We start from the raw sequence: 19,358 nt of genomic DNA on the forward strand, positions 1-19,358 counted from the left end.
GATGGACCTCGACAGCCGTTCACTCGCCGACGTCGCGACCCAGCTCAAAGCCCAGCTGAACGGCAGCGGCGACCTCCCGCTCACGGCCGGCGTGCTCGGCACCGGCGGCCCGCTCAACCAGTTCCTCCCGACCGTCCCCGGCGGGCAGATCGTGCTGCGGCAACCGCGGTTCGACGTCGCTGCGACGAGCTGGCCCCAGACGCTGACCGTGACCGGCCCGGTCACCGCCGTCTGGCCGGTCAGCGCGCTCGCCCCGGACGCGCTCACCGTGCAGACGAGCACCGTGACGATCACCCGGGACCACGTCGGTGCCGCCGCGACCGTGGCGTTCTCGGTCGACGGCACGGTGCAGGTGGACACGCTCCGGCTGAGCGTCACCGGCGTACTGGGCGCGGACGCATTACTGCGCTGCTCACTCGGCACCGGGACCCACGCCCTCCCCGGTCTGCCCGAGCTGGTCAATCTGGTGAGCAACGGGGCGCTCCCGATCACGCTCCCGTCCGGGCTGCCGTTCCTCCAGAGCCTGAAGCTGCGCGAGCTGGACCTGCTAGTCGGATTCGGCACTGCCACGCAGACGTCGCTGCTCGTCGGACTGGACGCGAGCCTGGACTGGCCGATCGTCGACCCGGATTTTGTGTTGAAGTCCATCAGAGCGACGCTGACGGCGGCGCACCGGGCGGCTACCAGCACCCTCTCCGTCGGCGCCGAGCTCGATGCTTCAGTCGTCATCGGCCGCCAGTTCGACCTGTCGCTGCAACTCGGTGGCCCGGTCTGGACACTGGACCTCAAGCCGGCCAGCGGCGTCCTGCCGAGCCTCGCCGACCTCGCCGGGCTGATTGGTGGGGCATCGCTGCAGAGCTCCGTGCAATCAGGGACGACCGCGGTCGGCCTGGGCGAGATCGGGATCGACGATGTCCGGATCAGCTTCGACCCGTTCGGCGGGACGCTCCAGCGGATCCTGATTGCCGGCCACGTCGTGCTGGCCGATGTCCGCGTCGACCTGGTCACCGCGCTGCCCGACTTCGCGCTCGCCGGTGGCCTGGCGTTCGGCGAGACCATTCACCTCAAGGCGCTGTTCGAGCACTTCTTCGGCACCGCGTCCGGGTTCCCCGACGTCGTGGTGACCGAGTTCGCGTTCCACGGACAACCGTCGACCGGCAGCTACGGGCTCGAGATCGTCGCGGACGACGATGACCTGGCGATCGGCCCGATCGGCCTGCGCAGCGTCAGCATCGTGGTCGAGAAGAGCTCGGCCGGGGTGACCGGAGCCGTCGCCGCCGACGTCGTGATCGGCGGCGTGGATCTGGTGATCGAGGCCTCGCACCCGGAGGAGGACGGACCCTGGGTATTCGCCGGCGCGACCAGCTCCGAGCAGACGATCGCGATCAAGGACATGCACGCGGCGCTGTCCGCGCAGTTCGGTGCCTTCGCGCTGCCGACGGTCATCGAGGACCTGGTGATCACCGCCGTACGCGTCGGCTTCGACACCGCGGGCAACGTCTCCGTCGAACTCGGCACGCGGTTCCCGCTCAACGCGACGACCTCCGTCGACCTGACCGTCTCGGTCGACGTCGTGCTGCGGGACAACAGCCCGTCCGACGTTGTGCTGAGCGCGAAGATGATGGTCGGTGATCTGCACTTCGAGATCGACTTCGCCCGGACGCAGACCGGCCTGAGCCTGCTCGCCGCCTATGCGGCCAAGCCGGGCGCCACGGCGCGGAAGGTCAGCGATCTGCTCGCGCCGGTGCTCAACGCCAAGCCCGGGTTGGCCGCGCTCGTCCCCGACAGCCTCCGGATCGAGCTCAAGGACGTCCTGCTCTACGTCCAACGGCCAGCCGGCACCGGTCCGACGCGGTTCCTGTTCGGCCTCGATCTGGGGGCGTCGATCGACCTCGCCCAGTTGCCGCTGGTCGGGAAGGAGTTGCCGGCCGCGCAGAGCGCCTCGGTGGAGGACTTGCAGATCCTCGTCGCCTCACAGGCGTTCGGGGTCACGGACGTGGGCACCGTGAACAGCTTGATGCCCGCCGGTGTGACCCGCCTGCCCGCTGCCGACCTGCCGCAGGGCGTGACGTTCGGCGCGAAACTGGTGCTCGGTGGCGTCCCGGCCCCGCTCACCCTGCCCGCGACGCCGAGCGGGACGCCCGCGCCCACCGGCCAGACCGTCGGGGGCCAGCCGGTCGTCCAGGCCGACTCGACCAAGTGGATCACGCTGCAGAAGACCTTCGGGCCGCTGCAACTCAACCGGGTCGGCTTCCAATACGCCCAGCAGAAGATCTGGTTCCTGCTGGACGCCGGGATCTCGCTGGGCGGGCTCACCTTCTCGCTCGACGGCCTGGCCGTCGGTTCGTCGATCGTCGGGTTCTCCCCGGAGTTCGACCTGCGCGGCCTGGGCCTGGCCTTCACGAGCGGGCCGTTGGCGCTCAGCGGCGCGCTGCTGCGGGAACGCCTCGTCGGCGATGACGGTCAGCCCTACGACGAGTACGAGGGTGCGGCGCAGCTCACGGTGCGTGAGCTGACGATCCGCGCGATCGGCTCATACGCGTACGCCGGCGGCTACCCTTCGCTGTTCGTCTACGCGGTGCTCGACTACCCGCTCGGGGGCCCGTCGTTCTTCTTCGTGACCGGGCTCGCGGCCGGGTTCGGGTACAACCGGCGGCTCCGGATTCCGGCGATCGACGGGGTAGCCCAGTTTCCCCTCGTCAGCGAGGCGGTCAACCCGCCGACCGGGCCGCCGGCGCCCCCGCTGGACGAGTTGAAGAAGCTCCGGTCCACGATCGTGCCCGCCGCCGGTGAGGATTTTCTCGCCGTCGGGATCCGGTTCACCTCGTTCCGCCAGATCGACTCGTTCGCCCTGCTCACGGTCCTGTTCGGGGCGCGTTTCGAGGTCGACGTACTCGGCCTGTCGACGATGAAGCTACCGACCGCGCCCGGCGCCACCCCGCTGGCCGAGGTGCAGATGGCGGTCAAGGCGAGCGTCATCCCCGACGAAGGCTTCCTGGGCGTCCAGGCGCAGCTCACCTCGGCGTCCTATCTGTTCTCCCGGGACTGCCATCTGACCGGCGGGTTCGCGTTCTTCAGCTGGTTCAGCGGGCCGCACGGCGGCGACTTCGTGGTGACGGTCGGTGGCTACCGGTCCGGGTACAACCCGCCCGCCCACTATCCGCGCGTTCCGCGGGTCGGATTCAACTGGCAGGTCACCTCGCAGCTCATGGTGAAGGGCGAGGTCTACTTCGCGCTGCTGCCCACCGCCCTGATGGCGGGCGGACAGCTGCAGGCCACCTGGAACAGCGGCAACCTCAGCGCCTGGTTCACGGCCGGATTCGACGTCCTCGTCGCCTGGCAGCCCTACCACTACGAGGCGAACTTCCACATCGGAATCGGAGTCCGGTACACCTATCACTTCTTCGGAACCCACACCCTCTCGGTCGACGTCGGCGCGAATCTCTCGATCTGGGGGCCGGACTTCTCCGGCCGCGCCAAGGTGAAGCTCTCGATCGTCAGCTTCGAGATCAGCTTCGGCGCCGGGGTCTCCGCGACCCCGGGGCCGCTCGGGTGGGCCCAGTTTCAGAAGGCTTTCCTGCCCGACGACACCGACCGGGCCCCGATCTGCAGTCTGACCGTCCGCACCGGCCTGACCCGCTCCGGTGACGGGACCATCGACTGGGTCCTCGATCCCAAGTCGTTCACGCTGGTGTCGGACTCGGCGGTGCCGGCCAAGCACTACGATGTCGCCGCCGGTGCGGTCGGTGCGGCCACGCTCAACACGGCGTTCGGGGTGGCGCCGATGGACCTCGCGGCCGGGAAGGTCGATTCGGCCCACGTCGTACGCATCACCCGTGACAACGTCGACGTGACCCGGCTGTTCACCTTCTCGCCGATCCGCAAGAAGGTCCCGGCGGCGATGTGGGGTCAGTCGGTCCGGGCCCGCACGGACGGCGACGCGTTGATCGCCGACACGCTGGCTGGTTTCGCGATCGCTCCGCTGGCCCCGGTGATACCGGCGGCCGAGACACCCGAAATCCTCCTCGTGGCCGACGCGCAGTACGGCCTGAGCCAGGTCACCGGCGCGTTCGGCTGGACGGCCGGGCGCACGTTCGCGGCCGCGAACAGGCAGGGCGACGCCGCCGTGGCCGCCGCGCTCGGTTCCACGGCCGCCCGCGCCGCGCTCCTGGCCGAGCTCGGATTAGGGACCGACGGCCTCACGTCCGGGCCGGGCACTGCCACCGCATTTCCACTCCCTCCGCAGGTGGGCGACCTCCTCGGACACCTGGAGGCCACCGGATGAGGGAACTCCGCTTTCTCTCCGCCCACCGCCCAGACCCCGAGCTGGCCGACGGCGTGTATACCGTGACCGTCTCGCAGAGCCTCGTCCTGTCCGGGCAGCGGGTTTCGCTGCGGCCGGTGACCAAGCGCTTCGCGATCGCTGGGGAGCACCGGACGCTTACGCCGGCCGACGTCGTCGCGGTCTATCCACCGGAGGGCAGCCTCGGTGACCACGCCACGACGCTTCCGCACATCGTGCTGCGCCGCAGCACGCTTCCCTGGGAGCGGGCCGGCGGACAGGACGACTCCGGCCTGCCTTGGCTGGCCGTACTACTTCTCGACGAGGAGGACACGGCCGAGTCGACGGTAAAGTCGCTGACCGAGCTCAAAGGGCTGGCCGAGTTCGCTCACCTCACCCCGGTGCCGGGACAGTCCGACGAGGACCGTTACACCGTGCTGGGCGTCGCTCCCGACCGGCTGACCGAACTGCTCCCGACGGCCGCGGAGCTGGCCCTGCTGGCCCACGTCCGCCAGCAGGGGGAAACCGGGAGACCCGCCGACGAGGACCTCGCGGTGGTGGTCGGCAACCGGCTTCCCCGCGGCGGTCGGGCCAGTACCGCGCACCTCGTTTCGGTCTTCGGCCGCTACCGGGGCGGTGCGTTCGACACCACGGTGACGACGGGCGGGCTGGTCCACGTCGTTTCGCTGAAGAGCTGGCGCTTCGCGTCAATCCCGGCCGGAGCGAGCTTCGAGACCCTGGTCACCGCGCTGAACCGGACGCCGGCCACGGTGAGCCTGCCGGCCGTCGGGAAACCCACCGCCGACCCCTACCTCGTCCGTGGGTTCGTGGCCCTGCCGCACCGGCTTCGGCAAGCAGACCGGGCCGTGTCCTGGTATCACGGTCCGCTCGGGCCGCAGCGCACCGCCGCGACCGGCGACGGAATGCTTCCGGTCCGGACCGCCGACGCGCTGCTCCGCATCGACGGCGCTACCGGAATGCTCGACGTCTCGTACGCTGCGGCCTGGCAGGTCGGGCGTCTGCTGGCGCTGCAGAGCCGGCGCTTCTCCACTGCGTACGGCGTCTGGCGGCGCGCCCACCGGCGGGCAAGCCGGCTCGTCGATCCTCTCCGGGAGACGCCGGTCCCGGTGCAGACCGCGATGGACACCAGCGCTCCCGACGTGCCCACTGTGGTGCGGGACTGGCTGACCGATCTCGGTTCGCTGGTCGACGTCCCGTTCAACTACCTGGTTCCCGACGACCGGATGCTGCCGGCCGAGTCCTTCCGGGCATTCACGCTGGACGGGCTGTGGACGCAGTGCCTTCTCGACGGCGCCCTCAGCCTCGGGCGGATCACCCAGGGCGACGAGGACTACGAGTCGGCCCACCTGGCCTTTCTGCGCACCCCCCGGTACCCGGTGATCAGCGGTTGCCTGCTTCGCTCAGCGCTGATCCCGGGATGGCCGCGGATGCGAATCGACGCCTACGACGCGGTCCCACCGGCCGATGGTGATCTCACCGGGCTCACGCCACTGACATCCGTACGCACGGCGCGTCTCAGCGACACCGTGCAGTTGTGGCTGTTCGCCGGGGACGTCAGCACATTCCACATCCACCTGCCGCCGGAGATCCTGCATCTCGGGGTTGACCGCGACGCGACCGTCCCGACCGGCTACACGAAGCTCCTCCGCGACGCTGGCGGCACCCACAAGGCCGGCCGTAGCGTCCCGGTCCGCTGGCGGGCGGGCTCGACTCGCCAGGTCATCGACGTTGGCGCCCTGGCCGCCGGGATCGGGTCGTCGCTGAGCGCGGCGGGGTTCGCGAAACAGATGATGGAAGGAGCCCCCCGTGTCCTGCTCCGCCGCGCGTTGTCCTTCCCGGGTAGTTAGTGACGGGCCGTCTGCAGGTGCTGCGCCGCCCTCTACTGGGCTGCGTGGTACTTCTCCGCGATCTCGGTGGGGATGCGTCCCCGCTCGTTGACCTGAAGGCCACGGACCTTGGCCCACTCCCGGATCGCCTGGTTCTGCAAGCGATCCGCAACCGTCTTCGGCGCACTCCTGCTCGAGTTCCTGCGGGAGGATTTGGCGGCGGCAGTAGTGCGGGCGGTACGCCGAGCGGCGGCGACGTACTTCGCCAGTCCGTTACGCAGCAGGCCGGCGTTGGCGCTCGAAAGATCAATCTCGTACACCGTGCCGTCGACAGCGAATGCGACGGTCTCCTCCGCGTCACCGCCGTCCAGATCGTCAACGAGACGGACTTCAACTCTGCGTGCCATCAGACGACCTCCACGCGGTATAGCGAGACACGGACTCAGCATCCGAGATGCCGGCTTGTGGCGAACAGTATCGCGCGGGCATCGCTTCGGCAGTACGGAGCTAGCAGGTGAGCTTTCAGTCAGTTATGGGCGAGGTCCGGTTCATGGTCCAGATCGGCCTCCCTCGTGACTGATGCGGGCCTGTTGCCGATTGGACGCCGCGCGCGACAGTGGATGCCGAGGGGGAGGTGTCATGGGCAGAACGATCTCCGTCGGCGATGCGGTGCGGTTGCTGGGCGGTGACAGCACGGCGGCTCGGGCGATTGACGCGTTGACCGGCGGGTTGTTGTTAGGAGCGGTCGGCGGTGCGCCAGCGCTGCTCGGCTGGCTGGACGTGGGCGCGGAGTTCGCGCGGTTGGGGCGGCGGCTGCTGCGCAGCGCGGCCAAGACGCGCGGAAGCATCGGTCGGGTCGGTCGGACCGAACGCGTGAGCGCAGCCCACACCGTCATTGTGGTCGCCGCGTACTTCGAGGCGATGGCTGGCGCGCCATTGCCAGCGCGATTCTCCGATTTGGAATTGACGCGCAGCGAGCAGCTCGCCTTGGCTGGTAGCTCAGGTGGCGAGCAGGTCGATGGGTTTGTGACGGCTGTTCTCGCCGTCGGTGAGGTTCTGCCCAGTCCACACACGACAGGTGCCCAATTCGAGAAGCGGTTGGGCGACTACTACCAAGAGCTCTCAAATCGCGTGGTGACGTTCATGTCCGGCCTAGAGGTTTGGGATCGACTGTCCGAGACCGACCGCGCGCGATGGTCAGCAGGGTTGGCGGATCTGCCGACGTCCGCGCTGCGCCAATACCGCGCACTGCTAGGGGAGCTCGCTGCGGACTTTCCTGAGTTACGGTTCTGGGCCGATCAGCGAGAGCACCATACGACGCAGGAAGAGGTGCGGCGGCTGGAGCCGGCGCTCGCATCGCTTCAAACCGCGCTCGAAGAACTGTCCGGCAGCCACGCCGCAAGTATTCACCGCGATGCGCTGAGCCGCGCACACCGAGGCGCGCTCGGCCGCTCGATCGTCGAGTCCGGTGAACTGCCGATCGGGCTGACTGTACCGACCTTGGAGGCCGGATATGTGCCGCCACGCTTTCGGGTAGCGCCGTCTGATCCGAACGTGAGCGTAAACGACGAAGACTGGTGGATCCGACAGGAGATCCATGAGGATCTAGGCGGATTCTTCCTGCGGTATTTGACGTCTCCGACAGCTATCGACTCGCCGATCGTGCTGCTCGGCCAGCCCGGCGCTGGGAAATCGGTGCTGACGAAGGTTCTGGCTGCGCGGCTTCCCGCGTCGGACTATCTGCCAGTACGCGTCGTGCTGCGCGATGTTGCGGCCGAGGCCGGCATTCAGGAGCAGGTAGAACAGGCTTTGCTCGGCGCCACTGGTGATCGCATGAGCTGGCCGTCGCTGGTTCGCTCCGCCAGCGGAGTCCTGCCGGTGCTCCTAATGGACGGTTTCGATGAATTGCTGCAGGCCACGGGTGTGCGCCATACTGACTACCTGGCCAGGGTGAACGCGTTCCAGCTACGCGAGGCCGAACAGGGAAGGCCACTCGCGATCATCGTGACGTCGCGGCTCGGCGTCGCAGACCAGGCCCGTACGCCCGCGGGTACTTTGCTTTTGCGGCTTGAGCCGTTCGACGAGTCACGAGTTCGTGCCTGGGCGGGCATCTGGAATGACGTCAACAGCGAGAATTTCGCGGTGTCCGGCACAAGGCCGTTAGATCCCGACGCGGTGCTGGCCTATCCTGACCTGGCTGAGCAACCCCTGCTGCTGCTGATGCTCGCACTGCATGACGCCGACGCCAACGCTCTGAGCCAGCGGGACACGGCGCTCCGCCCCCGCGAGCTCTACGAGCGATTACTCGGAAGCTTCGCCCGCCGCGAGGTCGTCAGACAGCGGCCATATCTTTCCGCGAGCGAGGTCAGCGACGCCGTCGAGGACGAACTTCGGCGTCTCGCGCTAGTCGCTTTTGCCGCGTTCAACCGCGCGAGCCAATGGGTGACCGAATCCGACCTCGAAGGCGACCTCACCGCCGTGCTCGGTGGCGGGGACGGCGCAGAGGGCGGCGGCATACGTGCAGTGAGACGTCCCGCCGAGATCGTACTAGGACGGTTTTTCTTTATTCACCGCGCGCGGGCTCTCCGCCACGACGTACCTCTAGGCACCTATGAGTTCCTCCACGCGACGTTCGGCGAGTACCTGGTCGCGCGCCTGACGTGGCAGCTCTTCGCGGACACCGCCGCCCGCGCTGCACCGGGCCTCTTCGGCGCACCGGTCGCCGACGACGACCTGCTCTATGCGTTGCTCTCGTACGCCGCCCTGGCCGGGCGCGGTCCGGTGGTCCAGTTCCTCGACGACATCACCGACGAGATTCCTGCCGAGACCCGCCCACGACTGCTCGACCTTCTGGTCCGCTTGCACCGGGTGGCTGGGTACCCCCGAGCGCAGGGGAACCTCACCGTCTATCAGCCACGGAGATTGACCCAGACGGCACGGCACGCTGCCTACAGCGCCAACCTCGTCCTCCTTGCCATCTGTATCGGCGGCGATGTGCGCGCGAGCGACTTGTTCGACCCGGCCGACGACGATGTCGTGAGCCAGTGGCACAACCTCACACTGTTGTGGCACTCGCAGCTCAGCCACAACGACTACAGCAGCCTCGTCGACATCGTCGCCCTGGACCGGTTGTGGCCGTCGGACATGCCGCGGGACGTGCGTCTCTTTCTCCGGACCACCAATGACGCGGTGCCTCCCGTCGATACCTACTGGACCTACGCCGTCGAAAGCCATCGGCGCGGCGCCATTTCCTGGAACTTCACCCTCGCCGAATCAGTCCGCCGTCGTACTCAATTCCAATGCGGCCAGCACGACGACATCCTCCTGCACCTCGCGGAACCGATGACTACAGCCCTAGACGACGCCGCGCTCACCCATTTCTACGGATTTTCGGAAACGGCCGCGCCGACAGCCGCCCATGCCCTCGTTCGCGCGTGGCTTCCCGGTGCGCGCCCTCCGACCGAGGAACCGCATGCCGCCCATGAAATCTGTGCGGACATCGTGAACGCGATCTATCAAATTCAGCACGGATACGACAATCCGCGTCGCTTCGCGGAAGCCGCTATCGCGGCTCTAGCCGCAGACGACACCGTCCACCCCGACGCCGTTGCCGACCTGGTCGAGGTTTACCTAAATAACAACGCAATTACCGCTAACCATGTCGGTGCGGCCCTCGCTCGATGCCTTCGAGCGCACCTCAACCGCTGCCCAGCGGGCGCCCCAGGCAACGAACGGTTAACTTCTCTGCTGCACCGAGTATCTGACTCCGGCACTTACGTGACGGCTCCCTTACGCCGCCTCGGTTCTACGGAAACCTCGTGAAGAATTCGATCGATATAAAACTTGATTCATCGACCGAGCTGAACGTCAGACGGCCTTAGGCACTCAGTGGGCCGCTAGTTGGGGCCGTCGCTGCGCCGGGTGGCACAGATCCTGGTTTCGATTTCCGGATGGTTCGCCGGCTGGCAGGTGAGGAGAATCTCTGCCCGGGACCTATACGGCCTCAAGCGTTCCGAACCTGTCCTGGAGCACGCCGCGACGCCGACTGTTCACGCTTGAATATCTCCACATACCGCTTGCGCGACGCGAGCAGTCGGCCAAGGACTCGACCGGCTTACCCACATCCTTGCCGATTGTTCGGTAGTAGAGCCGCCCTGGCCCGTTCTGTGCTGATCCCCGCGGCCGGGTTTGTTTAGCGTGCGGTGACCCGCAGGGCGTGTTCGTACTGGCCGCGTTGGAAGGCGAAGTCTCGGAGATCGCGGTAGTCCCACGGGCGGTGTCCGGTGCGGTAGTTGGACCAGACGACGGTGTCTTGGACGACGGTGACCGTAGCGGTGAAGGGCCAGCAGCCCCAGTCGCCGCATCTGCAGCCGAGGAGCACGGTGTCGCCGTCGCCGAACCAGCTCAAGACGGGATCGCCGAGGTAATGCCGGCTGGGCCACCGCACCTCATCCTGCGGCAGGCCCGCGTAGCTTCCGGCGAGGTCGGGCTGCCCCTCGCGCCGCGCGGAGGGAAGCTCGACCGTGCGGATCAGGTCTGGCAGCGGGACCCCGTTGAGGTGAGGAACGACGGTCGAGAGAACACCGACACCGAGTTCCTGTTCCACAATGCGGAATTCGACGCTTTCCATGGTCTGCACGGTAGCCCGGTGGCCTGGGCGGCCGTCTAGCCGAGCTCGGGCGATGATACTCGTGGCGGCCGGTGTCGCCACTGCTGCCGACCGAGTCGGTGGCCATCTTGAGAGCTCGCTAGGCGAGGAAGGCGGCGATCTTCCCGGCGAGGTGTCGGGTGTCCTCGCTGGCATCGATTTCGACGTAGGTCGACGCTTCCCAGGCGTCCGGCTCGTAGCCGCGGGGCCCGCGCAGGATGAAACGCAGCGATACGTGATCGCGCCAGTCGTGCGTCGCGTCGGTGCGCAGGTTGTGGTCGAGCGACTTCCAGCTGCGGACGCCTTCCCAGCCGACGTAGGACTCGGCCAGCTCGGCTGCCCAGATGTTGAGCCTGTCGCCGTCCAGCGTGCCGACCATCGTGGTCGTACTCGCTCCGACGTCGTCGATCTCGCAGGGAAAGTTGAGAACCTCATCGCTTTCTGGTCTTTCAGGGGATGTGGAGACGCACGCGGCCGCGGCCCGGCTCCGCTGAGAACTCGATGCTGTCGTCCAGCAGCCTCATCACGGGCCGAGCTTCCCAGTCCTCGCCCTATGGGATCGATCCCATTTCCAGGAGGCGCTGGGTGCTGTCGCGGTGGCCGGAGGGTCACCACGCCACAAGCGCTCGGTCGGCGGTGCACGCTGCCGCCACGACCTGGGTGCGCAACGTCCGCGATTACCGCGAGAGATCCTGCCCGCGCATCGGCCTGCGCTCCGTTCGTGCGCTGTGACGACTACGGAACACCTGATCAAACCCTTCTACGGCGATGTATCTCGACGACGAGGTCATCAACGGCCGCGGACGTGCGGAAGGCCGCTGGGCAGGTGCGGATCGGGGCGGCAGGTGGTTGTAATCGCCGGGTCCGGCCGGGCAGCCCGCCGGTCGATGGCGGCGCGCCTGCGAAAGGTGGGTGGGATTCGATTCAGTAGAGGACACGTTGGAGGCCACCGATCCGGTCGGTTGCTGTCATGCGGTGCGGGCGCCGAGCCGATCAGCTTGCCACTTACGGCCGCGCCGGACGGTGCCGTCCCTCCGGGTACAACGAGGACTGTCCGGGTCTGCAGGCTGGCGATCCGGTCGTTGCGGCACGACCCACAGTCAGCCGCACACTCGATCCTGCGGAACCCGAAGCGACCTTGACCAGTCGATCACGGACCGATGCGGTGCCAACCGGGCGGAGTACCGTCGACCGCGCCATCCATGCACAAGTTTCTCCACGAAACTTTTTTCCCCGAGCACCAATCCTTCGGTCCGGCTGCAACGAATCACGGGTGTTGATCACCGCTAGCCGACTGGAGTTCTCTTATGGATGCGCTCAGCCCGTGGCATCTCCTGATCATCGCGGCCTGTTTCGTCATGCTCTTCGGCGCGAAGCGACTGCCTGATGCGGCTCGGTCGCTCGGCCGGTCCGCGCGCATCATGAAAGCCGAATTGAAGGGAATGCACGACGAGCCGAAGGCTGAAGCCTCTCACGTGACGGACGTTCCCGCGGAGCCGATCGAGGCCGTCGTAGTCGAGCCGCGCGTCGTGGTGTCAGAGGACGTTCCCGTCACCGCCCGCGCTGATGGCACGCGCTGAGGCTCCGCCGGCAGACCGGCCCGCCGAGCCGCCCGCTCCGGCGGACGCGCCGCCCACCCGGCCGAACATGTGGGTTCGTCATCTGAAAGAACTGCGCCGCCGAGCGATCATCTCCGCGTTGGCGGTGGTGGCCGGAACCATCGTCGCGTTCCTGTTCCACGCCACGATTCTGCACGCGCTGACTCAGCCGTACTGCGCGCTCCCCTCCCACGACCGGCTTCTGCAGGGGCAGTGCACGCTGATCGTCACCGGCGTTCTGGACGCGTTCCGGCTCACGATCAAGCTGTGCCTCTTCGCCGGGATCCTGCTGTCGTCGCCCGTGTGGCTCTACCAGTTGTGGCGATTCATCACGCCGGGACTGCACCAGCACGAACGCCGGTACGCCAGCTGGTTCGTCGGCATCTCGGTGCTGCTCTTCGGCGTGGGCGTCGCTTTCGCCTGGGAAACCCTGACGCGCGGCCTCCAGTTCCTGCTGGGATTCGCGACCGGCGGCGTGGCTTCGCTGTTGAGTTTTGACAGCTACCTCTCGTTCGTCACCGCGATGGTGCTGATCTTCGGCGTCTCCTTCGAATTCCCATTGCTGATCGTGTCGCTCAACTTGGTCGGAGTGCTTTCCGCGGTACGGCTGCGGAAATGGAGCCGATTCATTCTCTTCGGGATCGTCGTTTTCGCCGGCGGCGCTACGCCGAGCCCCGATCCACTCACGATGCTCGCTCTGGCCGCACCGCTTGCTCTGCTCTACGGCGGATCGCTGATCTTCGCGATCTATCACGACCGGAGAAAAGCGCGGAACGCCGTCGCCGAAATCCCGGACGACCAACCGTCCGTTCTCTGACCACCCGACCCGAATGGTCATCGGGCATCGCCATGCCCGAAATCAGGAAGGAGCGGTCGCACGTCGACGCCTGCGCAGCGCAGGCGTAGGAACTAGCAGGGGAGTATGAAGTGTTCGGAAAGCAGCTCGTCACCAACATGATCCAGCGCAGCGCGGAGAACGCCGAGGACCGGCGTCGCTTCCTGCTGAGCGCCGGGGCTCTCGGGCTCGGCGTCGTCGGCGCCAGCGTGCTACCCGCCGGCGTGGCGTCCGCCGAGACCACCAGCGGCCCGAGCGACGGGGCGGTGCTCAATTTCGCCCTCAACCTCGAGTACCTCGAAGCCGAGTTCTACTCGCACGCCGTACACGGGTACGGCCTGACCGACAGTCTGACCGGCGGCACCGGGCGTAAGGGTGGCGTCACGGGTGGTCGGAAGGTGCCGTTCAAGACCAGGCGCATCCGCCAGTACGCGCAGGAGATCGCCGGGGACGAACTTCACCACGTGAAGTTCCTGCGCACGGCACTCGGCTCGGCTGCTGTCTCCCGGCCGTCCATCGATCTCCGCAGCAGCTTCACCGCCGCTGCCCGCGCGGCCAAGGTGATCGGGTCGCACGACACGTTCGACCCGTACGCGAACGAGAACAACTTCCTGCTCGCCGCGTTCCTGTTCGAGGACGTCGGCGTGACGGCGTACAAGGGCGCCGCCCCGCTGATCACCAACAAGACGTATCTCGAAGCGGCCGCCGGCATCCTCTCGGTGGAGGCGTACCACGCCGCGACGATCCGCTCCGCGCTCTACGAGAAGGGGCTGTCGTCCACGGTGGCGAAGCTGTCCGCGGCCCGTGACTCCCTCGACGGCGCGAGCGACGACGACCAGGGCATCACCCTCGGCGGTGTCGCCAACATCGTTCCGACCGACAGCAACGGGATCACGTTCAGCCGGTCCTACGACAAGGTCCTGAACATCGTCTACCTGAACCCCGCGAAGGTGAACAAGGGCGGCTTCTACCCGGCCGGCGTGAACGGAACCCTCAACACCAGTTCCTGAGGGACGGCGGTCCGGGCCCGCCCACGGCGGGCCCGGACCCCGCGGGGAAGGACGAACCATGACCCAGACTCCTCTCGCCTACCCGGCTGAGCCGGTCGCGCTCCGGGTTCCTCGCCGCACCCGGTTGCGAGCGGTCACCGCCTTCGGCCCGGCGTTCGTGGCCGCGATCGCCTATGTCGACCCGGGCAACTTCGCGACCAACTTCGCCGGTGGGGCGAGCACCGGCTACCGGCTGGTGTGGGTGGTGGTGCTGGCCAATCTCGTCGCGATGCCGATCCAGTACCTGTCCGCGAAACTCGGCGTGGTCACGGGGCGCAGCCTCCCGCAGGCTTTCCGAGACGTCTTCCCCGGCGTCGCGTCGCGGGTGATGTGGGCGCAAGCCGAGATCGTGGCGATGGCGACCGATCTGGCGGAGTTCGTCGGTGCCGCGATCGGGTTGAACCTGCTCTTCGCCGTACCGATGCCGATCGCCGCGGGCCTGACCGCGATCCTGGCGTTCGCCGTGCTCACGCTGCAACGCCGCGGACACCGTCCGTTCGAGATCGCCATCGGCTCGCTGCTGGCCCTGATCTGCCTCGGCTTCCTCTACCTCACCGTGCAGAGCCCACCATCGGCGTCCGGGACCCTCACCGGGCTCGTGCCGAGCTTCGGCGGCGGCGACACCCTCCTGCTGGCGGTCGGCATCATCGGCGCCACCGTCATGCCACACGCCATCTACCTGCACTCGGGGCTGATGCGCGGCCGCTCCACACCCGGCGATCAGCGACGCGTGCTGCGCTTCGCACGGGCAGACATCGCCCTGGCGATGACCTTGGCCGGTCTGGTGAACCTCAGCATGCTGACGGTGGCGGCCACACTGTTCCACCACGGCTCCAGCGACGCGATCACGCTCGGCACCGTCCACGCCGGACTCGGCCGGCTGGTGGGCGGAGGTGCCGCGCTGGCCTTCGCCGCGGCTCTGCTCGCGTCGGGGATCTCGTCGTCCAGTGTCGGGACGGCGGCCGGTCAGGTCGTGATGGACGGCTTCCTCGGCGCGCGGCTACCGCTGGTCGTGCGGCGGCTGATCACGATGGCGCCGGCCGTCGTGCTGCTCTGTTCCGGCATCGACCCCACCCGTGCGCTGGTACTGAGCCAGGTCGTCCTGTCCTTCGGCATCCCGTTCGCGTTGGTCGCGCTACTCGTCCTGACCAGCCGGCGCAGCCTCATGGGCGACCAGGTCAACTCTCGGCCCATGGTGTCGTGCATGACCGCGATCGTGGTCGTGCTCACCGGCCTCAACCTCTTTCTCCTCGCCCAACAGCTCAGTTAGGACGCGCGTCATGTTCTCCAACTTCGGCCTCGGCGAGATCCTCGTCATCGGCTTCCTCGCGTTGCTCATCTTCGGTCCGGAAAGGCTGCCCAAGGCCGCCGGCGACGCCGTCCGGGTGATCCGGCAGCTGCGGTCGATGGCCACCTCGACCATCAACGACGTCAAAGCCGATCTCGGGCCCGACCTGGCCGAGCTCGACCTGAAGTCGATGCACCCGCGTCACCTCATCCAGAAAGCGATCCTCGACGACGAACCCACGCCGAGAAAGGAATGAGGTCTTACGCCTGCCCGGCCGCGGTCGGTACTTTCCGCGACCGTCCCCGGTACGGCCGGTCGCGTCGTCCCGCTCGCGGGCGTTGGTTGCTCAGCCACCTCGCTCGCTGGGGTACGCATCGCTACCCGAAGGCGGTACTTTGCCGGGGATGAAGCCTTGAGAGTGTCGCGCTCCGTGGCGGTCGATGCCTCCGGCTCAAGCGCGTTACGGCAGCGGAAGACGATGACGTCCCGGATCCATCGTGGGCTCGGCTCGGCCCTCGGACTATGCCGCCACAAGTAGTATCCCTGCAGGTGAAATCAGCTCTGGCTCCGGCCGCAGGTCTGCCGTGTGGCCGAGCCGGTCAAGAAGGCGTAGGCCGACAGTTCTGCCAGCGACACCGGGTCCGTCGCGACCCATTCGGGGATTTGCCTTTCATGGTCGTAGACATTGGCGGGATGCCCGGCGGCCTTGGAACGGGTGCCGGTATGGCCGCCCGCATCGATCCCCGCGTTTGACGGCTTTCAGCTGGCGGTCAACATGCGGAGCGGGCCGGTCGCCACCGTGTGGTGCACTCGGACTGGGGGGTGTTTCGCTTCCACGTCTACGTCCGAGAGCTCTGCGCTGCTGGGTTGCGCGGCGCAATGAATCGGGTCGGCGCCTGCGTCGACAACGCCACCTTCGAATCGGTCTTCGCGCTATTGCAGAAAACGTTCTTACCCACGTGTGGGTGTCGCCCGGTTGAGTTGCACGCGGGCCGGTTCGGTGACGAGTGGGGCAGTGTTCCTCAGACGGGCCCCGCTCTGAGGGGAAGCGCTCGTGATCGAATTCGTCTGCGACTCGCACAGACATATGTCCAACGGTGGTGGCCCATTGGGGGCCACCACCGTAGGGCCGTAGACGAGTTACTTCGGCATTAGCACCGTGTCGATTAGGTAGACGGTGGCGTTCGCGGTCTGGACATTGCCGCAGACGACCTTGGCGTTCGTGTTGACGGTGAAGTCTTCGCCGCTACCGGTGGCGGTGACTTCCTGGCCTTGCAAGGACTTGAACGGGCCGGCGGTGCCGAGCTGATCGGGCGTGATCTTCTGGCCGATCACGTGATAGGTCAGGATCTTGGTGAGGGTGGCTTTGTCGGCCAGCACCTTCTGGAGATCTGCGGCGGGGATCTTGGCGAACGCGTCATTGGTGGGTGCGAATACGGTGATGTCTTTCGCGCTGTTGAGCGTGTCGACCAGGCCGGCGGCGGTCACGGCTTTGACGAGCGTGGAGAGCACGGGGTTGTTGCTGGCTGCGGTGGCGACCGGGTCCTGGGCCATGCCGGAGAAGGAGCCGGAGCCGGAGGCAGGAACGGCAGAACAGGCGGAGCCGAAAGGCGTGTCAGCGGACATCGCCGACTCCGACGGGGAGGCCATCGCGGTGGCACTGGTGCTGTCGCTGGATGTGGTGGCGGTGTCGGAGGAGTCGTCGCTGCTACAGGCCGCCATCGAGAGGGCGAGGAGAGCCGCGGTGGTGACACCGAGCAGGCGAGTACGAACGCGAGTCATGACTAAGGCCCTTCGTTGGATCAACAGTGGTTTGCGAAAAAAGCCTCGGGCGGGTCGTCACTCGACGGTGACGACCACCGAGTGCCAGCCGGTGGCGCCGTCAGGGAATGGTTTGGCGCGTCGTTCGGGTTGGGTGGCGGCGGTTCGGTCGGTCGCGCGGACTTCGAGGGTGTGCTGGCCGGGCGTGGCCTTCGTGGCGTCCCAGTCCCACCGCCATTGCCGCCAGGTGTCCTCGGAGGGGACCGGCGCCAGCGTCGCGGTGTTCCACGCGCCGCCGTCGACGCGGACTTCTACCCGCTCGATGCCTCGGTGCTGCGCCCAGGCCACCCCGGCCACCGCGATCGGACCGGCCTTCGAGCTGGCCAGCGGACGGGGGGTGTCGATGCGGGAGAAGGTCTTGATCGGGGCCTGGGCCTTCCAGCCGCGCTTGACCCAGTACGGGTCGAAGTCAGCGAAGGAGGTCAGCTCGAGATCGACCAGCCATTTGGTGGCCGACACGTACCCGTAGAGGCCGGGTACGAGCATCCGGACGGGGTAGCCGCGTTCGATCGGGAGCGGTTTGCCGTTCATCCCGACGACGATCAGCGCGTCCCGCCCGTCGCGGACCACGGACGTCGGGGTGCCGCAGGTCCACCCGTCGACCGATTTGGTGACGATCTGGTCGGCGCCGTTCTCGGGCTGCACCTCGTCCAGAAGCGCTTTTAGGGGGACGCCGAGCCAGCGTGCCGTGCCGGCCAACGTGCCACCGACCTCGTTGGAGACGCAGGACAGCGTGATCACCCGTTCGACGAGTGGCCGGTCAAGAAGGTCCTGGTAAGTGATCGTCATCGGGTTGCGCACCCGCCCGTGGATCTTCAGGCGGTAGTCGTCGGTAGACAGCTGCGGCACTGCCAGCGCGGTGTCGACCCGGTAAAAGTCCTTATCCGGAGTCAAGAACGGCGTGAGGTCGGGCAGCTTCAAATCGACGTCGGTCGGCAACGGCGGGGTCGGGTCGGCGGCTGCTGGCAGCGTCAGATTGAGCCGCTCAGCAGTGACATCGCGCAGGCTGGTCAGGTAGCGTCCGGCGGCACCGAGACCGGCCGAGACCGCCAAAACCGAGCCCGACACCAGGAGAAAGCCGCGGCGTGAAGTCGCCGTCGTGCCCCGGCGAACGCCGTCCGGGGTCTTGGTCCGCATGGCGTCGGCGCCGCCGGTGGCTGACTCGGCGCGCAGCCGGCTCTCTCCAACCGGCGTCGGCTCGGTCGGACTTTCGAGTTTCGACGATCTGATCGGCGGGCGGGCCGAGGCTGCCGCGGCCGCTCGAGGGGCGAGGAACAGCAACACTCCGACGCCGGCCGCGGCCCCAACGACCGCAGGCAGTGACGCCAACGGGCCGGCATCGGGCCGGGTGACCGCCGCGACGACTCCCACGACACCGAACAGGGCGACCCCGGCCGCGCCCAGCAACCGGCGACGCAGCGAGACCACGCCACACACCACCGCGAAGATCGCCAGGATGACGAACACCCCGGACAGCAGCGCGACCTTGTCGTTCTGCCCGAACGTCTCGATACCGAAGTCCTTGACTGGCCGCGGCACCAGATCGATGAACGCCAGACCGACGGCGACCACCGGCGACGAACCACGCCCGATCCCGGCGGCCACCGGCTCAGCTACCCCAAGGGCAGCGACGGCGGCAGATACTCCCGTCAGGGCTCCGAAGCCCAGCGTCCTCATCCGTGTCACTTCAGGTATTCAGAGTCTGATGGAGCCTGTTCGGGTGTCACTCGACGGGTTCCGGGTTCCGGCAAATACTGATCAATGCCATAAAAATCTTCTACAGGACGAAACGGGAGTTTGCGAGTTGACGCGGCCCTGTCGGGCGTGGGTCCGCCCGCCGCGTATCTGTCTCGCGCCCGGTTGCGCTCGGCCCGACATGGTGTTGGCCGACCAGAGACTCGCGGATCAATCCACCACGCGATCGAGAGCTTGAACGCCCGCTACCGGCGGGCGGTCAAAGCGCGTGGGCACTTCCTGACCGAGCAGGCCG

12 protein-coding genes and 1 pseudogene are annotated in these 19,358 nt (G+C 67.4%); 8 read left to right on the forward strand and 5 right to left on the reverse strand.

The genetic code is table 11. The features are described from left to right. Position 1 precedes the first annotated feature (1 nt). Together FL583_RS37345 and FL583_RS37350 are read left to right on the forward strand one after the other, a co-directional pair. A complete protein-coding gene (locus FL583_RS37345) occupies positions 2-4,285 on the forward strand; it encodes a DUF6603 domain-containing protein (protein ID WP_142709643.1) in 4,284 nt (1,427 codons plus the stop codon). Beyond that, positions 4,282-6,150 (forward strand): hypothetical protein, encoded by a 1,869-nt coding sequence (locus FL583_RS37350; protein ID WP_142709644.1) that lies wholly within the window; start codon positions 4,282-4,284, stop codon positions 6,148-6,150. Before FL583_RS37345 ends, FL583_RS37350 begins: the two co-directional genes overlap by 4 nt. Before the next feature lie 32 nt (positions 6,151-6,182). On the opposite strand, the gene FL583_RS37355 is transcribed toward FL583_RS37350, so the two are convergent. Next, on the reverse strand, positions 6,183-6,536 hold the full coding sequence (locus tag FL583_RS37355; RefSeq protein ID WP_142709645.1) for a histone-like nucleoid-structuring protein Lsr2: 354 nt from the start codon (positions 6,534-6,536) through the stop codon (positions 6,183-6,185). Positions 6,537-6,768: 232 nt separating this feature from the next. Here FL583_RS37355 and FL583_RS37360 point away from each other — a divergent pair, with 232 nt between their 5' ends. Then, positions 6,769-9,951, forward strand: coding sequence for an NACHT domain-containing protein (locus FL583_RS37360; RefSeq protein WP_142709646.1), 3,183 nt, complete (start codon positions 6,769-6,771; stop codon positions 9,949-9,951). Between the two features lie 370 nt (positions 9,952-10,321). Here the strand turns inward: FL583_RS37360 and FL583_RS37365 are convergent, their stop codons facing one another. Together FL583_RS37365 and FL583_RS37370 are read right to left on the reverse strand one after the other, a co-directional pair. Then, a complete protein-coding gene (locus FL583_RS37365) occupies positions 10,322-10,759 on the reverse strand; it encodes a hypothetical protein (protein WP_142709647.1) in 438 nt (145 codons plus the stop codon). Positions 10,760-10,877: 118 nt separating this feature from the next. Further along, positions 10,878-11,231, reverse strand: a pseudogene (locus FL583_RS37370) (DUF6228 family protein); the annotation flags it as partial. A gap of 853 nt (positions 11,232-12,084) precedes the next feature. Here FL583_RS37370 and tatA point away from each other — a divergent pair. From tatA to FL583_RS37395, 5 genes are all read left to right on the forward strand, one after another. Continuing rightward, the gene (gene tatA, locus FL583_RS37375) at positions 12,085-12,357 is read left to right on the forward strand and encodes a Sec-independent protein translocase subunit TatA (protein ID WP_142709649.1); all 273 of its coding nucleotides are present in this window, start codon (positions 12,085-12,087) and stop codon (positions 12,355-12,357) included. Then, complete coding sequence (gene tatC / locus FL583_RS37380) at positions 12,344-13,192, forward strand: twin-arginine translocase subunit TatC (RefSeq protein ID WP_142709650.1); 849 nt, start codon at positions 12,344-12,346, stop codon at positions 13,190-13,192. The genes tatA and tatC overlap by 14 nt, the downstream gene beginning before the upstream one ends. Positions 13,193-13,302: 110 nt before the next feature. Then, positions 13,303-14,220, forward strand: coding sequence for a ferritin-like domain-containing protein (locus FL583_RS37385; RefSeq protein WP_142709651.1), 918 nt, complete (start codon positions 13,303-13,305; stop codon positions 14,218-14,220). 58 nt (positions 14,221-14,278) lie between these two features. Beyond that, positions 14,279-15,529 (forward strand): Nramp family divalent metal transporter, encoded by a 1,251-nt coding sequence (locus tag FL583_RS37390; protein ID WP_142709652.1) that lies wholly within the window; start codon positions 14,279-14,281, stop codon positions 15,527-15,529. Between the two features lie 10 nt (positions 15,530-15,539). Further along, positions 15,540-15,803 (forward strand): twin-arginine translocase TatA/TatE family subunit, encoded by a 264-nt coding sequence (locus FL583_RS37395; protein WP_142709653.1) that lies wholly within the window; start codon positions 15,540-15,542, stop codon positions 15,801-15,803. Positions 15,804-16,687: 884 nt separating this feature from the next. Here the strand turns inward: FL583_RS37395 and FL583_RS37400 are convergent. Beyond that, positions 16,688-17,329 carry a fasciclin domain-containing protein gene (locus FL583_RS37400; RefSeq protein ID WP_142709654.1) on the reverse strand — a complete coding sequence of 214 codons (642 nt, stop codon included), beginning with the start codon at positions 17,327-17,329 and terminating at the stop codon, positions 16,688-16,690. 57 nt (positions 17,330-17,386) lie between these two features. Next, a complete protein-coding gene (locus FL583_RS37405; RefSeq protein ID WP_142709655.1) occupies positions 17,387-19,045 on the reverse strand; it encodes a molybdopterin-dependent oxidoreductase in 1,659 nt (552 codons plus the stop codon). Positions 19,046-19,358 lie beyond the last annotated feature (313 nt).

It is taken from the genome of Cryptosporangium phraense, assembly GCF_006912135.1.
GTDB classification, from domain to species: Bacteria; Actinomycetota; Actinomycetes; order Mycobacteriales; family Cryptosporangiaceae; genus Cryptosporangium; species Cryptosporangium phraense.

Excerpts from the sequence above, each read along its gene's own strand:
- FL583_RS37355 (WP_142709645.1), bottom strand. The coding sequence starts at position 6,536 with ATGGCACGCAGAGTTGAAGTCCGTCTCGTTGACGATCTGGACGGCGGT.
- FL583_RS37345 (WP_142709643.1), top strand. The coding sequence starts at position 2 with ATGGACCTCGACAGCCGTTCACTCGCCGACGTCGCGACCCAGCTCAAA.
- tatA (WP_142709649.1), top strand. The coding sequence starts at position 12,085 with ATGGATGCGCTCAGCCCGTGGCATCTCCTGATCATCGCGGCCTGTTTC.
- FL583_RS37405 (WP_142709655.1), bottom strand. The coding sequence starts at position 19,045 with ATGAGGACGCTGGGCTTCGGAGCCCTGACGGGAGTATCTGCCGCCGTC.
- FL583_RS37390 (WP_142709652.1), top strand. The coding sequence starts at position 14,279 with ATGACCCAGACTCCTCTCGCCTACCCGGCTGAGCCGGTCGCGCTCCGG.
- FL583_RS37360 (WP_142709646.1), top strand. The coding sequence starts at position 6,769 with ATGGGCAGAACGATCTCCGTCGGCGATGCGGTGCGGTTGCTGGGCGGT.
- FL583_RS37350 (WP_142709644.1), top strand. The coding sequence starts at position 4,282 with ATGAGGGAACTCCGCTTTCTCTCCGCCCACCGCCCAGACCCCGAGCTG.
- tatC (WP_142709650.1), top strand. The coding sequence starts at position 12,344 with ATGGCACGCGCTGAGGCTCCGCCGGCAGACCGGCCCGCCGAGCCGCCC.
- FL583_RS37395 (WP_142709653.1), top strand. The coding sequence starts at position 15,540 with ATGTTCTCCAACTTCGGCCTCGGCGAGATCCTCGTCATCGGCTTCCTC.
- FL583_RS37365 (WP_142709647.1), bottom strand. The coding sequence starts at position 10,759 with ATGGAAAGCGTCGAATTCCGCATTGTGGAACAGGAACTCGGTGTCGGT.
- FL583_RS37400 (WP_142709654.1), bottom strand. The coding sequence starts at position 17,329 with ATGACTCGCGTTCGTACTCGCCTGCTCGGTGTCACCACCGCGGCTCTC.